The sequence below is a fragment of the Marivirga arenosa genome, assembly GCF_030503895.2.
In the GTDB taxonomy this organism is placed as follows: Bacteria; Bacteroidota; Bacteroidia; order Cytophagales; family Cyclobacteriaceae; genus Marivirga; species Marivirga arenosa.
This window is the reverse complement of the sequence record NZ_CP129970.2, coordinates 2,373,824-2,390,393: the sequence shown is the minus strand read 5'-3', so window position 1 is coordinate 2,390,393 and position 16,570 is coordinate 2,373,824. Positions and strand designations below refer to the sequence as shown.

Annotated in this window: 11 protein-coding genes; 7 read left to right on the top strand and 4 right to left on the bottom strand. The window is 35.1% G+C overall.

The window, feature by feature from the left end; all coding sequences use genetic code 11:
- The first annotated feature begins 93 nt into the window (after nt 1-93).
- The 4 genes from QYS48_RS10465 to QYS48_RS10450 all read left to right on the top strand — a co-directional run bounded on the left by QYS48_RS10465 (nt 94) and on the right by QYS48_RS10450 (nt 9,521).
- Nucleotides 94-6,240 carry a gliding motility-associated C-terminal domain-containing protein gene (locus QYS48_RS10465; RefSeq protein ID WP_308355866.1) on the top strand — a complete coding sequence of 2,049 codons (6,147 nt, stop codon included), beginning with the start codon at nt 94-96 and terminating at the stop codon, nt 6,238-6,240.
- 5 nt (nt 6,241-6,245) lie between these two features.
- Complete coding sequence (locus QYS48_RS10460; RefSeq protein ID WP_308355865.1) at nt 6,246-7,202, top strand: type IX secretion system membrane protein PorP/SprF; 957 nt, start codon at nt 6,246-6,248, stop codon at nt 7,200-7,202.
- A 193-nt stretch (nt 7,203-7,395) separates the two neighbouring features.
- Nucleotides 7,396-8,553, top strand: a complete 1,158-nt coding sequence (gene egtB / locus QYS48_RS10455) for an ergothioneine biosynthesis protein EgtB (protein ID WP_308355864.1) — start codon at nt 7,396-7,398, stop codon at nt 8,551-8,553.
- A complete protein-coding gene (locus QYS48_RS10450) occupies nt 8,550-9,521 on the top strand; it encodes an L-histidine N(alpha)-methyltransferase (protein ID WP_302101903.1) in 972 nt (323 codons plus the stop codon). Before egtB ends, QYS48_RS10450 begins: the two co-directional genes overlap by 4 nt.
- Nucleotides 9,522-9,525: 4 nt before the next feature.
- Here QYS48_RS10450 and rsgA read toward each other — a convergent pair whose 3' ends face one another.
- The 4 genes from rsgA to QYS48_RS10430 all read right to left on the bottom strand — a co-directional run bounded on the left by rsgA (nt 9,526) and on the right by QYS48_RS10430 (nt 13,160).
- Complete coding sequence (gene rsgA, locus QYS48_RS10445; RefSeq protein ID WP_308355863.1) at nt 9,526-10,440, bottom strand: ribosome small subunit-dependent GTPase A; 915 nt, start codon at nt 10,438-10,440, stop codon at nt 9,526-9,528.
- Nucleotides 10,437-11,690, bottom strand: a complete 1,254-nt coding sequence (locus QYS48_RS10440) for a glycosyltransferase N-terminal domain-containing protein (RefSeq protein WP_308355862.1) — start codon at nt 11,688-11,690, stop codon at nt 10,437-10,439. The genes rsgA and QYS48_RS10440 overlap by 4 nt, the downstream gene beginning before the upstream one ends.
- 104 nt (nt 11,691-11,794) lie before the next feature.
- Nucleotides 11,795-12,274 (bottom strand): DUF4199 domain-containing protein, encoded by a 480-nt coding sequence (locus QYS48_RS10435; protein WP_308355861.1) that lies wholly within the window; start codon nt 12,272-12,274, stop codon nt 11,795-11,797.
- Nucleotides 12,255-13,160, bottom strand: a complete 906-nt coding sequence (locus QYS48_RS10430; RefSeq protein ID WP_302123220.1) for a DMT family transporter — start codon at nt 13,158-13,160, stop codon at nt 12,255-12,257. The genes QYS48_RS10435 and QYS48_RS10430 overlap by 20 nt, the downstream gene beginning before the upstream one ends.
- Nucleotides 13,161-13,214: 54 nt before the next feature.
- Between QYS48_RS10430 and QYS48_RS10425 the strand changes: the two genes are divergently transcribed.
- The 3 genes from QYS48_RS10425 to glyA all read left to right on the top strand — a co-directional run bounded on the left by QYS48_RS10425 (nt 13,215) and on the right by glyA (nt 16,570).
- On the top strand, nt 13,215-14,492 hold the full coding sequence (locus QYS48_RS10425) for a replication-associated recombination protein A (protein WP_308358433.1): 1,278 nt from the start codon (nt 13,215-13,217) through the stop codon (nt 14,490-14,492).
- A gap of 87 nt (nt 14,493-14,579) precedes the next feature.
- A complete protein-coding gene (locus QYS48_RS10420) occupies nt 14,580-15,116 on the top strand; it encodes an HNH endonuclease (RefSeq protein WP_302123216.1) in 537 nt (178 codons plus the stop codon).
- Nucleotides 15,117-15,298: 182 nt separating this feature from the next.
- A complete protein-coding gene (glyA, locus tag QYS48_RS10415) occupies nt 15,299-16,570 on the top strand; it encodes a serine hydroxymethyltransferase (protein ID WP_308355860.1) in 1,272 nt (423 codons plus the stop codon).

Sequence of the window (16,570 nt, the reverse complement as noted above, 5' to 3'; positions counted from 1 at the left end):
CTTGCAGATCACAATGTCTTTTCTAATTTTAGTAGTATTTTTCGAATTGATTTAAAAATCCGCTAAGGATATGAATGCGTAATTTCAACTGCTATGAAAAAATATATACAACTAGTCTTTTTTATATTTATTATTCCTTCAGTTTCATTTGCACAAGAGATTTGTAATGATGGGATCGATAATGACGGAGATGGATTCGTAGACTGCTTTGACGGTGATTGTACCGATACTGCAGACTGTGATGGCTTTTTCCTTGGTAACGATGCATCTTGCGAAGCAGAGCCTTTAGGTTTTCCTCGTTTTGTATTGGAAAGAGGATATACTTCTCCAAGAAATGTAGTAAATAACTTAAATCAATTAGTTGTAGGAGATTTAGATCGAGATGGAATTCCTGAGATTGTTACAAATAACGCCTATACAGATAGGGTTTATATTCTCAATGGTGATGATGCAACAATCAAACATCAAGCAACCATAAACTACCCAACGTTTAGAGGAGCAGCAATAGCAAATATTGAAGATGATAATTGTGCTGAAGTATTCTTTATTTATTATAATGGTAGCTCGGGTAGATATAGAATAGTGGCATATGATTGCGAATTAAATTTTTTATGGGAATCTGAAAATTTACGTAATGATCCAGTATTACTCAGCTTTGCAGATTTTGATAGGGATGGACAAGCTGAAATGTACTATAAAGATGAGATTAGAGACGCCCTTACTGGAACAAGAATCGTAGAAACTACAACTGCAAATTGGGAGAGAATCAATAGTGGTGCTGTGGCAGTGGACATGTTGGGAAATGAAGATTTAGAATTAGTAATTGGAGACAAAATATATGGAGTAAATTTAGGTAATCGATCTCAAGATGCAGGTAACCTTACTCTTCTAGCTTCCATGCCAACCAGCATGTTTAATTATAGAGTTAAAAATAATAATCAAGAATACAGTGCTACAACTTCTGTAGCAGATTACAATTTAGATGGTAACCTTGATGTAATTTTTACTGGGGCAACCAACGGAACCCCTACTACAAATGTAACCAGTGCTTTCTTTTGGGATGTTGCAAATGATACAGTTGCTATATTTAATGACCCAAGAGGTGGAGGAAATTATAGTGCTGGTTGGTATAATGGTATGGGAAGAATCAACATTGCAGATTTAGATGGAGATGGTCAATTAAATGCTGCTTTTGTATCAGGTCGGTATTTATATGCATTAGATGAAAATTGGGAAATCTTATGGGAAGATGAATTCGGAAATCCTGGTCCGAAAACAGTAAATGAAGAAACTTCTGGCATTACGGGTTGTACTTTATTCGATTTTAATGGAGATGGACAATCAGAGGTAGTCTACAGAGATGAAGATTTCGTATATATTATTAATGGTTTTGATGGTAGCATAAATACGCAAGTACCATGTAGGTCAAGAACAAATGTTGAATATCCAGTTGTAGCAGATGTTAATGCAGATGGCTCTACAGAGATATGTGTAGTATGTACCCCTGAGAACTATAGAGCGGGAGATTTTGGTAGACAGCTACCCATTTCGGGGGATGCTGAAGTAAGGGTTTATGTTTCAGGAGGTGAACCCTGGGTACCAGCAAGAAGAGTATGGAATCAACATGGCTATTTTAACGTGAATATTAACGATGATCTAACGGTACCCCAAAACCAACAAAAACATCAAGCAGTTTTCTCAACAGGGGTGTGTACTACTGGCCCTTCTCGTCCATTAAATAGTTTCTTGAACCAATCTCCTTTTTTGAGTTCAGATGGCTGCCCTACTTATGCTTCACCCGATTTGAACATTTTAGAATCAACATTAACTATTAATGCACCTGAATGTCCTGAACAGGATTTTACTATAAGCTTTGATTTAGAGAACATAGGGGATGTACCGCTAACAGGTTGGGTTCCTATTACTTTTTATGATGGCGATCCTTTAGTAGCAGGGGCTAATAGATTGAATACAGATTCCATTTCTTTGACCAACTTTACTCCAGGATCAGTAGCTTCTTCACCAACTCTTACCGTGAATGGCACAGGAGGTAACTTTACCTTATATGTATCACTTAATGATGATGGGGAAAACACGATTCCTCTCGAATTTCCTGCTTCTAACTTTTTAGAATGTGATTACTTTAATAATATAGTTTCAGCAGAAATTAATCCAATACCTTTTGCATTGTCTTCAGTTGTTACGAAAAATATTGATTGTTCATCTGGCGGGGTTCCTGCTAACGGCTCAGCAAGAGTATTTAAATTGGAAGGAACTACTGAGGTGACGGCTAACTATGATTTCTTTTGGTTTGATGGAACTTCAGTTACCGGCACTCCTGATTATATAGGCTCCACTTATTCAGGATTATCGGCAGGTACCTACACCGTTTTTGCAAATAATACTTTAGTAGGCTGTACTTCCGATACCATCCAAGTTGTTATTGAAGATAGTGCCCGAAATGTTACGGCAGATATAACAGTCGATAGAGGGAATAGCAATTGTAAAACTCCTAATGGTAAATTAACAGTTAGTATTAATGGTGGCCAACCTGTTGGTAATTTTGAATATGAATGGTATGAAGGAAATACTGTTGGGGGTGGGCTTCAAATAAGCAACAGCCATGTTGCGACTGGTTTAGAGTCTGCAGCTTATACAGTACTCGTAACTGAAAAGGCGACTGGTTGCCAAACTATTGAATCCATTAATGTTCCTGATGAAACTAACCCTCCTGTAGCAACAGCGAGTGCCACGGATATTGTTTGTTCGGATACGAATTCTGGAGTAGTAACGGCCTCTGTAGGAGGAAGTACTGCTGGATACACCTTTGAATGGTTTATTGGGCCAAGTGAAAAACCAACACCTGATTATACGGGGGCAACTGTTAATAATTTACCTCAAGGAACTTACTCTGTTATTGTAACGGATAATAGTTCTGATTGTCCCTCTCAGTTGGTGACCGTTGAAGTGAATCAAACACAGTCTCCAGAAATAGATGCAATTTCAAGCACAGAAAATAATTCATGTGATACCAGCAATCCAAATGGTAGCGTAACGGTTTCCATCGTGGGTAATGTAGCAGATCACACAATAGAATGGTTTGCTGGAGCTGGAACCACAGGAGCTACTGTAGGAACAGGAACTAGTGTTAGTGGACTTGGTGGTGGTGAATACACTGCAAGAGTTACTAATAATGATACTGGTTGTTCCGCTACTGAAAGAGTAACCATAAATAACAACATCATTATTCCTAATTTATCAGCTACAACAGATCCTGTTACTAATTGCGATCCTTTTAATGGTAGAATAGAAGCAACCGTTGATTTAGATACTGAAGCAGATTATACGTTTTTCTGGTATGAAGGAAATTCGGTAACCGCTTCCTCTCTAATCGATGAGACTGTAGGAGTTAATGTATTAGATGGACTAACTCCAGGATTTTATACAATTCAAGCCTTAAATAATAACAGAAGCTGTTTAACCGATCCGATAACTGTTGAGGTAATAGACAATGCTACTGTTAATATAAGTCAAAATACTACTAGAGTTCAGCCAGCAACCGCTTGTGATTTAGATAATGGAGAATTAGAGGTGGAAATTTCTTCACCTGGAAACACTCAAGGTTTTGATGTTGATTGGTATGAGGGCTCAAATGCAAGTGGTACAGCTTTCTTAACTGAAGAAGGAGTTACACAATCGGTAGCTACGGGGCTTTTTACAGGTCTTTACACTGTAGTAGCAACAGATCTCAATACAGGTTGTTCAAGTCAAAGAATTTTAAATTTACCCTTCATCGGGGCTCATGAACTTGATTCCGTTGAGGTGATCAATACAACCACTTGTAACCCTTTTGATGGAAGTATTGAGGTATTATTAACTGAAGCAGCCGGTACTGATAAGGACGATTATTCATTTACCATCACTAAGGAAAATGAAGCTGGTGATTACGATCCCGTAAATATAGCTTCACACCCAACAGCAGGTGTTATTGGCCAAAACAACTATATTTTTGGTGAATTAGATGAAGGGAATTATATTATTGAAGCGATTAATGACCTTACGGGTTGTTCTGTTTTCTACACTGAAACTGTGGGTAGAAATTCAGTTGATCCTACTTTTAGTATTGAGGAGAGAATTCCCAATACTAATTGTGAAGCTTCTTTTGCCAACGGTTCATTAGAACTTAATATTGATAATGGAGCGAATCCTAATGATTATAATATTTTCTGGTACGAGGGCACAGACACCTCTACACCATTAGGCACTAATATTGGAACGACTGCTGGGATAAATGGCGAAATTGCTACTGGTTTAATTGGGGGAAATTACACAGTAGAAGTCATTAATGATTTTACAAAATGCTCCACTATTAGAACTTTCAGTTTAGTTGATAATCCTACCATTGTTTCAATTCCTGCATCTGAGATTGAAATTGATCCGATTACACTTTGTGACACGAATAATAGCCGAGTAGTTATCAACAATATCTTTGAGAATAGTGTAGTTGGAGATCTAAATGATTATAATTTTGAATGGTTTGATTCAGATATGACGCTTATTTCAACTGCTCGTGATAGTATTAGTGGCTTAGATTCAGGAACATACTTCCTTCAGGCCACCAGTACTGTATCAGGTTGTGCTACTTCTTTGATTGAGTTTGAAATAGAAAGAGATATTACAGAACCCATTATAACCTTAGATTTTGCTAATCCAGAGCAGTGCGTTGATCCTAGCTTAGGCTTCTTAACAGTAAATGCATCAGGTCCAGGTGCAAGCTTTTCTTATGCTTGGTACAACGGTCAAAGCGCTTCAGGAACTGTTGCTCAAAATGGGCCAGATTATTTTGATTTAACGGAAGGTTTTTATACCGTTGAAGTGTTCGATAGTTTAACGAACTGTAGCTATGTTGAAACCTATGAGTTAGTTACAGAGATCAATCCTGTCAATTTGAGTATTTCAGCAACTCCTGTTACGAATTGTGATGCTCCAAATGGATCTGTATTCGCAACTGTAACTTCAAATGGAAGCGCAGTTTATGACTATGAATGGACAGATGCAAATGGAAACATTGTGGGCACTACTAAAGAAATTGACTCCTTAGCAGTTGGAGAATATACTGTAACTGCAATTGATGTTGATGACCCATCATGTCAAAATACAGCGACTATCACCGTGGAAGATCAGCGAATAATTCCTGAAATTACAATGGAAGAAATAGCTCCGCTTACTGTTTGTGATTTAAGTAGAGCGAATGGCGCAGCTAGAGCTTCTATAAATGGAGAATTTATTGGATACACATTCGAATGGTTTGAAGGAAGTTCAGCAAGTGGAAATGTTTTATATGTAGGCCCTGATTTCTCAGGTTTAGAAGCCATAACCTATACAGTACGAGTAACTGATAATATTACACAATGTAGTAATGAAGCCTCTATCACAATCTCATCAGACATTCCTGAAGTGGATAGACCTACAATTGAAGTTATTGCTAATGACACAGATTGTCAGATTGACAATGGTGTTTTACGTGTAGATGTAAATGGAAATATTTCTAACTATGAATTTAATTGGTATGAAGGAGATGAAGGACGAGGCACTGTAATCGGAACAGGTGATAGAATTAGTGATTTAGCTGCGGGAGAATATTCAGTTACTGCAACGGATTTAAGAACAGGATGTACATCAGAAGCTGTAAGTGCTGAAATTGAAGAAATACTAGTATTCCCTATTTTAGAAACTGAAACAATTGCAGCAAACTGTAATCAGGAAAATGGATCTGCTTCAGTTTTTGTAAGTGGTGAAGCTGAAATAAAAAATATCACCTGGTATACTGAATTTGGGAATTTAGTTGCTAGAGGTCCTGTTTTAGACGGAGTATCAAGTGGTAATTACTTCGTTAGTGTAGAATCTTTAAGAGGTTGTATAACGGAAGCAAATGTTACGATTCCTACATCTATTAATGCCTTTAATGGAATCTCTAGAAATGGGGATGGTGCGAATAGCTTCTTTAAAATAGAATGTATAGAAAATTACCCTGACAATTTGGTCAAAATTTATAACCGAGCTGGCACATTAGTCTATGAGGCGGTAGGATACGACAATAATACTGTTAAATTTGACGGTGTTTCCAATAGAGGGATCAATATTTTAGGAGAAGATTTACCTGATGGAACATATTTCTACGTGATTGATAAGAAGGATGGGTCTAAACCAGAGAATGGTTACTTAGAAATTGTTAATTAATATTTATGAATAAAAACAGAATCTATAAAACCTTATTTATAACGGTATTTCTGAGTATAATTGCTTTAACTAGTGTTGCTCAGCAATACCCAATTTATTCTCAGTATATTTTCAATGGTTTAATTCTAAACCCTGCTTATGCTGGGAGCCATGTGCAATTAAGTGCTTCTGCCATGTACAGAAATCAATGGGTGAATTTTGAAGGCGCTCCAAAAACTTTATTTTTTAGCGCCCATTCCTCATTTATGGATGAAAGAATGGGCTTAGGCTTGATTGTTAATGATGATAGAATTGGAAGCTATTCGAATCAAAATATATATGGGAGTTATGCATTTATAATCCCAACACCTAAAGGTAAATTAGCGCTTGGAGTTCAAGCAGGAATAAATATTCTGTCCGCTGATTTTTCAGGCTTAAATCTGGATGACATAGGCGATAACTCATTTGCAAGTATTAGTGCTAATTTGAAGCCTAATTTTGGAACCGGAGCATATTTTTATAATAAAACGATGTTTGCAGGCTTTTCAGTGCCGTTTTTAATAAATAATGGATACGAAAACGTAAATTTTGAGAATACACTAAATGAATTACGTTCTGCCAGATATTATTACTTACATGGTGGGTTAATGCTTCCACTTAACATGGAGAAAAATATTCATCTGCAACCATCTGTTTTAATTCGAGGCCAAGAAGGTGCTCCACTTAATTTTGATATCAATACTAGCTTCGTTTTTTATGATATTTTAAATGTTGGAGTTTCATATCGTAATATTGATGCAGTAGTATCCTATATTGATTTCAAACTATCTGACTCATTTCATTTCAGTTATTCATATGATTGGACAACCTCAGCCATCAGAGCTGCATCAGCAGGTACTCATGAATTTATGTTAAATTATAGAGTCCGTATAAAAGACATACATGATGATGTAAAGTGTCCTAAGTTTAACTACTTCATGTAAAAAAGCTTTTATCATTTTTTGTTATTTTTAAAGCCTATGGATTGTGATATCCATAGGCTTTTTCGTTTATTTTAAATCTTTCTGAACCCTAAAGGTTTCTTAAAGTTAATACTATGTGGTTTTGATTCAGAAATGAAGAAAAAGACATTTTTATATTAACTTTTGTATCATTTTTTATTAGCTTAAATCCTTAATGGAAAACTATCTTAACCGATACCAAGAAATTAGAAGGACTACTGAAAGTATATGTGAACCTCTTGAAATAGAAGATTATGTATCCCAACCAATCGAGGATGTCAGTCCACCAAAATGGCACTTAGCCCATACGACTTGGTTTTTTGAAACTTTTCTGCTCAAAGAATTTGCTACTCACTATAAAGAATTTCATCCTAAATATGCTTATCTATTCAACAGCTATTATGTGTCAGCTGGTGAACGAATGTTAAGACCAAATAGAGGAAATATGACCCGACCCACTGTTGAAGATATTTATAAGTATCGAAAATATGTGGATGATGCAGTTTTTGAATTATTAGGAGGTTTTATTTCAGATGAAATGAAAGAAATTCTTGAAATAGGATTTAATCATGAGCAGCAACATCAAGAGCTTTTATTTTATGATATAAAATACATATTAGGTCATAACCCTTTATTTCCTGTATATGACAAAGGCTTTGAAGAATACTTCCCTGAAGATTTTAAACACGATTGGATTCAAATTAACAAAGGGAATTATAAAATTGGCTTTGATGGAAAGGGTTTTTCTTTTGATAATGAGCACAACAAACATGAAGTGCATTTAGAAGGAGCAAAAATCAGCAATAAATTGATTACCAATGCTGAATATGCTGAATTTATTGAAGACAAAGGCTATGATAATCATGAGTTTTGGCATTCTGATGCCAGAAGCTGGTTAGATGAGAGCCAAATTAAAGCACCCTTATACTGGCATAAGATTGATAACCAATGGCATTATTATACATTAGCAGGATTAAGACCTATTAATGAAGCTGCGCCCTTGATGCATATTAGTTTTTATGAAGCTTATGCATTTGCTGAGTGGAAAGGAATGAGACTACCTACAGAATTTGAATGGGAAACTGCATCTAATCTATTTGACTGGGGTAAAAGATGGGAACATACTGCTAGTGCTTACCTCCCTTATCCTGGTTATAAAAAACCAGCTGGAGCTATTGGAGAATACAACGGGAAATTTATGGTAAATCAAATGGTTTTAAGAGGTGCATCAAGAGCTACTTCAAAAAATCACTCTAGAAAAACATACAGAAACTTTTTTCATCCCCATCTGCAATGGCATTTCAGTGGGATAAGACTTGCTAAAGATTTATGACAACAACTACTACCGAAAATATTAGCTTTTCTGTAGCCGATGCGGTTAAAGATGGCTTATCAAAAAAAGAAAAAACATTACCCAGTTGGTTATTTTATGATGCAGAAGGAGATCGACTCTTTCAAAAAATCATGAATATGCCAGAGTATTATCTTACAAACTGTGAGTATGACATTTTTCAGAAGTATAAAAATGATATACTGAACCTCATAACGAAGGAAACAAATAAGTTTAGCTTAATAGAATTCGGGGCGGGTGATGGCTTAAAAACAGAAATACTGTTAAAGCATTTTGTAGAAAATGACACTAATTTCAGCTACAAACCTGTAGATATATCAGAAAATGTTATTCAACTGCTACAGAATAGAATGCAAAAGTCAATTCCCGATTTAGATATCACTCCAATAAATAAAGAATATTTTTCAGCTTTGGATGAGTTTAATGAAGCTAGAACTAATCCTTGTATTGTACTATTTATGGGAGGAAATATTGGGAATTTTGAAATGGAAGATGCTCAATCTTTCGTAAATAAAATTGCCGCAAAATTAAGAACTGGGGATCGCTTTATTCTCGGATTTGACTTGAAAAAGGATCCACAAATGATTTTAGATGCCTATAATGATGCAGGTGGAATCACCCGACAATTTAATATGAATTTGCTTAAGCGAATGAATAATGAATTAAATGCTGATTTTGATAGTTCTGCATTCAAGCATTTCCCAACTTATGACCCGCAAACAGGGACAACCAAAAGCTTTTTAATTTCACAAAAAAAACAAGAAGTGAATTTAAACGCTATCGACACTATCATCTCATTTGATAAATGGGAACCTATACATGTTGAGATATCCCAAAAGTTTGATTCGGAAATGATTAACGAAATGGCTACTAAAGCAGGATTATCAGTTGAAAAATACTTCTATGATGATCAAGAATATTTTACTGATGTAGTGATGAGAAAGTTATAAATAATCATCTATGACTATCCTCATCCTCCAAAATACTTAAATAGCTCTCATATCTACTGGGGGCTATTTTTCCTTCTTCCATGGCTGCTCTGAAAGCACAACCTGGCTCATGGGTATGGGTACAATTATTAAATTTACACTCTCCAATATATTCTCTCATTTCTGGGAAGTAATGACTCAATTCCTCATCCCCTATATCCCATAAGCCTAACTCTTTAATTCCTGGAGTATCAATCACGAAAGTATTATCCCAGGCTTCAAACATTTCAGCAAAAGTAGTGGTATGTACCCCTTTTCCTACTGATTCAGATACCTCTCCAATTCTCTGATCGATGTGAGGAGAAATAAGGTTTAGTAAAGTAGATTTACCCACTCCAGAGTGGCCTGAAAATAAAGAAGTCTTTCCTTCTAACACTTTTTTCAGATCTTCTATCCCTTCATTCTGCTCTGCGGAGACTAATAAAACTTTATAGCCCAATTCCTCATAATCAAATTTTAAAGCTTCGTAATATTCTAAAGCCTCATCATCAAGCAAATCTGATTTATTAAACACCAATACAGCCGGAATTCTGAAGGATTCACAACTCACTAAGAAACGATCAATAAATCCTAAACTAGTTCTGGGAAAAGCCAAGGTTACTACTAAAACAGCCTGATCTATATTGGCAGCAAGTCTGTGGCTATGCCTTTTCTTACGGGTTGATTTACGTATAATGTAATTTTCGCGAGGAAGAACTTCTTTAATTATGGCTTCTTTTTCATTTTCAGGAGTTATCTCTACCCAATCCCCTACCGCTACAGGATTAGTAACCTTTTCCTCATCTAAACGCATCTTCCCCCTTAATCTACATTCATAAAACTTCCCCTCGGCCAAAACAGTGTACCAACTACCCGTAGATTTATAAACTCTTCCTTTCATGATGCAATTTCTAATTTATCGATTATGGGAGCAATATGATTCAAAATAATTTGAGTGGCTCCAATATTCTCATCCACATATTGTAGGGCCGAATTTGAAGCCTTTTCCAAATCAAAATCAGCACTGTTAAATATTGAGATAAATTCCTGCGAATCTTTTAATGGATAAGCGGCTTTCAGTCTAATCAGATCTACTGCTTCTTGAAACTTCTTATAATTTTGATCTCCAAAAAAGATTGGCATTCTAAAACAAGCTGCTTCTAATGTATTATGTAATCCATCTCCATAAGCGCCACCTATGAAAGCTATTGTACCGTATTGATAGAGAGAAGAGAGTAAGCCTATATTATCTATAATGATTACTTTTGTTTCAGTCTTAATAACACCATCAATTTTAGTAAACCTTTCAGATGATCCACCAATTAGTTGTTCATGTAATTTCAAATTCTTTTCAGAAATATCGTGAGGTGCTATTATGGCTTTCCAGTCTGGATATTCTTTTAAAAATGGAGCCATCACTTTAATATCTTCCTCCCAAGTGCTCCCTCCTATCAATACTTTTTCATTTCTAGCAAAATCATCAAATAATTTAATTGATTTAACATTTTGAGAAATGGAATAAACTCTATCAAATCTAGTATCTCCACTTATGGTGACATTATGAAGATTTATCCCTTTTAAGAGAGACTCTACTTTTTTGTTCTGAACAAAAATATGATCAAAATGATGCAATATTTTTCTATGAAAGCCACCATAAAATTTAAAAAACCTTTGATTAGCTCGAAAAATGGCAGAAATAGAATAAACCCAGCAATCTGAATTGGATAAAGCATTTAAATGATAATGCCAAAATTCATACTTCACAAAAAATGCAATTTTTGGCTGAGTTATTTCCACAAATTGTTTTGCATTACTGGCTGTATCTAAAGGCATGTAGCTCACATAATCTGCGCCTTTGTAACTCTTCCTCACTTCATAACCAGAAGGTGAAAAAAAAGTGAGTAAGATGAAATAATCAGGATATCGCTTTTTAAAAGCTTCTATGATGGGCCTACCTTGTTCAAACTCTCCTAATGAGGCACAATGGAACCAAACCACATTTTGATTAACTTGACTGAAGCGATTCTCTAATTGCTCAAATAAGTTTCTGCGGCCTTCAACAAACTTTTTAGATTTTGTATTGAACAATGAATGAATTTTCACTCCAATACTTAATAAACTTATCCCTAATCGATAGAACAACTCGCCCATAAGGTAAAATTAAGGGTAATATATTAAATCACCTTCAAATATGTTTGAGTTTATATTAAAAGACTTATTTAATGTATTTATTTGAGTGACTTTGATTGAAATAATTATGCACTTTTTCTAACAAATAATGCGACTAATGCTGAAGTAACTATACCAAAGACTGCCGCACCTATCATTGCTTGCCAAAGGTAACTGCTTAAATTAAAGTATTGAAGCGCTTCTTCATTAGTCATTTGACCTTGATTTACTGCATAAGCACTTACGTTTTCAAAGTAATCTGGCGTGATCAATTCATGGGTTATGAGCTGACTTAAAGGAGTTAAAATCACTACTACTGCTGTTATAATTAAACCAGAAATAAAGCCTTGTTTCCAGCTCATTACATTATCAAAATGCTTTTTTCTCTTATCTATCAATGCAAATACATAAATCAAAATGGAAGGAATAGCTACTAAGTTAGTATAGGTAGCATGATCAACAATATTTACATCATGCCAACCCATAGCTTTTTCGAAGTACATCCAAAGGAGCATCATAATAACGAAAATTAATCCCCATTTAATTTCAATTAGGCGCTTCTTCATTTTTAGTTCTTTTTTGTTGACTTACTAAATATACTCCAAAAAATATCATCAAAGCAAATAAGGCTTTCTCCCATTTGAAAGTCTCTTGCCCGAGCATAATCGTAATGAAAGTTGCGAAAACAGGCTGTAAATAAATATAGTAACCAACAATGGTAGAATTAACATGCTTCAAAGCCATAGCATTTAATAAATAAGCTAAAAAAGTAGTGCCGATGATAACATAAACAATACTACTCCAGATTTCCGTAGGAAATGAAGAAAAATCAACTTTAGTGATAGGGAAAATTCCAAATGGAATAATCATGATGGTTCCAAATAGAAAAACCCATTTCACAACGGTAATGGGTTCATATCTTTGCATCAATGGTTTTACCATTACCAAGTAAATACCATAAAAAGTAGCATTTAAGAAAATAAAGATGTCACCTAAAAAAGCATCATTTTCTATGCTCACCTCCTTATTCAATACTAATAGGATCACACCAATAGCACCGAGTGAAATACCAATAATTTTCCGCCAGCTTATTTTTTCATTTAATAGCCAAAAGGAAATCAGTAATACAATAATAGGATTTGCCGTCATGATAATACTGGCATTTACAGGACTTGTTAAACTCAATCCATTAAAAAATATTAGTTGATTACCCATTACTCCAAAAATTGCACATTTGGCAAAATGTAAATAATCCTTCTTTCTGATTACTTTTTCTGTAGATGTTAAAGCATGATAAATCCAAAACAAAATAGTGGCTATTGTAGCTCTTAATAAGATAAAAGCATTAGGACTCATGTAATCAGGCATAACGCCTTTTGCGATCACATAATTACCACCATATATTAAGCCTACTATTGCTAAAGCCCCATGTACGTGCCACTTTTTATTCATTTGGCAAAAGTAAGGGATTATATGGATATTGCAGTTTTAAAAATTGAAAGGAATATGATGTTTGGAGAAGAAAAACCATTAGCTGAAAGAATGCGTCCCACCAAGCTTGAAGAATTAGTTGGTCAAAAACATTTGGTTGGGGATAAAGGGGTTTTAAGGCTTACCATTGCTCAAGGAAAAGTACCTTCTATGATTTTCTGGGGACCTCCAGGAGTGGGTAAAACTACAATTGCCAATATCATTGCCAATCAAGTGAAAGCACCTTTCCAGACTTTAAGTGCAATTAGTGCAGGCGTAAAGGATGTTAGAGAAGTAATTCAGCGAGCCTCGCGATCTGGCAAAATCATTCTTTTCATTGATGAGATTCATCGATTTAATAAGTCACAACAGGATGCTTTATTGGGAGCCGTTGAAAAAGGTGTGATTACGCTAATAGGCGCAACTACTGAAAACCCATCATTTGAAGTAAACTCCGCATTATTATCTCGCTGTCAAGTTTATACCTTAAAGGCACTTGAATTAGATGACTTAAAAGGATTGCTTCATAAAGCAATGGAAGAAGATGAGAAACTAAAAGAAAAAAAAATAACAATCACTGACTATGAGGCACTGATCCAGCTTTCAGGGGGTGATGCACGAAAACTACTTAATTTATTCGAATTAGTAACCGATGCTTTTTCATCCGATGAAGAAATTGAGATCACAAATGAAAAAGTAAGAGAAATTGCTCAAAATAAAATGGCTGTATATGATAAGTCTGGAGAGCAACATTATGATATCATATCCGCATTTATAAAAAGTATTAGGGGTAGTGATCCAAATGCCGCTTTGTACTGGTTAGCCAGAATGATTGAAGGTGGTGAAGATGTTAAATTTATTGCTAGAAGATTATTAATCTCTGCTTCAGAAGATATTGGGCTAGCAAACCCAAATGCTTTGCTCATAGCTACCAATACTTTTCAAGCCGTTAGCATGATTGGATATCCAGAAGCTGAAATAATTCTTTCGCAATGTGTTACCTATCTTGCATGTTCTCCCAAAAGTAATGCCTCCTATTTAGCCATTAAAAAAGCAAGGCAATTGGTTCGTGAAACTGGCGATTTATCAGTTCCTCTTCATTTAAGAAATGCTCCTACAAAATTAATGAAAGACATGAATTATGGAGCCGGATATAAGTATCCTCATGATTTTTCCGGGAATTATACCTATCAAGAGTACATGCCGAATGAAATTAGTAAAAACACCCTTTACGAGCCACAGGACAATGTTAGGGAAAAGGATTTTCGACAAAAGCTTAAAAATCTCTGGCGAAAAAAGTATGATTATGACTAATCTAAGAATTATAGTATTTTTTTTATTAAATTAAATCCCTACCTTTAATTATTAAGTTAACTAAGAAAAATAATATTATAACAAAACATGGATCCAAAACTGGAAAAGTGGAAAGAGATCGAGTTTAATGTTGATCTGCCTCACGCAAAATATGAAGTCTCCAATTACGGCAGAATTAAAAGCTATTCTACTCGTGAAAATGGAAAGATAATTAAAGGCTCAAATGTAAACGGCTATCAGGCCATAATGGTAAGATTCGATAAAAGAATTACTCAAAGCTATTATGTTCACCGCTTAGTTGCAGAATCATTTATTCCAAAAGACAGTGATGACCAAGTTTATGTAACTCACCTAGATTATGATAAATCAAATAATCACATCAGTAACTTAAAGTGGGTTTCTGAAAGACAATTGGCTGATCACAATAATAAAAACCCTAAGGTTTTGAAGAAAAGAGTGACTGGTTATAAATTAACAGAGTCAGATGTTAAAGTGATTAAGAAAATGTTGAAGAACGAGAAAACGCGCTACAGTCAGATAGCTCGTCAATTCGGGATCACTCATACTCAGTTAAACCGAATAAGAAAAGGACATAACTGGGGGCACGTGACAATCGATGATTAACTTATTCATTTTAGAGATATTTTAAAGCATGCAAATTAAGATTTAGCATGCTTTTTTATTTTCATACCTAGAGCAATTTATACTTTACAAATAAATATCTGTTCGATTCAAAAAGCTTCACGCTAATCAATTGTTTATCCCGTAAATCTGCGCTAATTTTAAGGTCAAATTGGATTAGAAAAATGCAGAGAGATAATTTAATATTTGACCTTATAAAAAAGGAGCAAAAAAGACAAGAAGAAGGGATTGAACTAATTGCTTCTGAAAACTTTACGTCACCAGAAGTAATGGAAGCTATGGGTAGTGTGCTGACCAACAAATATGCTGAAGGCTTACCCGGAAAAAGATATTATGGTGGTTGCGAAGTGGTTGATGAAATTGAAAACTTAGCGATAGATAGAGTTAAAGAGCTATTTGGTGCTTCTTGGGCTAATGTTCAACCTCACTCAGGGGCTCAAGCTAATGCTGCAGTTATGCTTGCTTGTCTTAATCCTGGAGACAAAATTTTAGGGTTTGATTTATCACATGGAGGTCATTTAACGCATGGATCAACAGTCAATTTCTCTGGAAAATTATATCAACCCTCTTTCTACGGTGTAGAAGAAGAAACTGGTCTTATTGATTGGGATAAGGTTGAAGCTACTGCTAAGAAAGAAAAACCAAAAATGATTATCTGTGGTGCTTCTGCTTACAGCAGAGAATGGAATTATAAAAAGTTAAGAGAAATAGCAGATGAAGTTGGAGCTATTTTGTTAGCTGATATCTCTCACCCAAGTGGCTTAATCGCAAGAGGATTGTTAGATGATCCATTGGATTATTGCCATATCGTAACTACCACTACGCACAAAACATTAAGAGGCCCAAGAGGTGGATTAATCATGATGCGTGATGATTTCGAAAACCCATTTGGATATAAAAATCCAAAAGGCGAGTTACGCAAAATGACTCAATTATTAGATTCTGGTGTTTTTCCTGGAACTCAAGGTGGACCATTAGAACATGTGATTGCTGCAAAAGCAGTAGCCTTCGGACAATGCTTAACCGATGAATATTTCAATTACATCCTTCAAGTAAAGAAAAATGCTGAAGTTATGGCTAAAGCATTTATGGAGAAAGATTATAAAATCATATCAGGTGGAACTGATAACCATTTAATGCTTATTGATTTAAGGTCTAAAGGAATAACAGGAAAAATAGCTGAAGCTGTTTTGGGTGAAGCTGATATTACCATTAATAAAAATATGGTACCTTTTGATGATAAATCTCCATTTGTTACTTCGGGTATGAGAATAGGTACTGCAGCAGTGACGACCAGAGGCTTGGTAGAAAGTGATATGGAAAAAATAGTGAACTTTATAGACACTGTAATTACGAATCATGAAGATAAAGCGCAGATAGCTTCTATAAAGAATGAAATTAATGAATGGATGGTAGAGTTTCCTTTGTTTAAATAA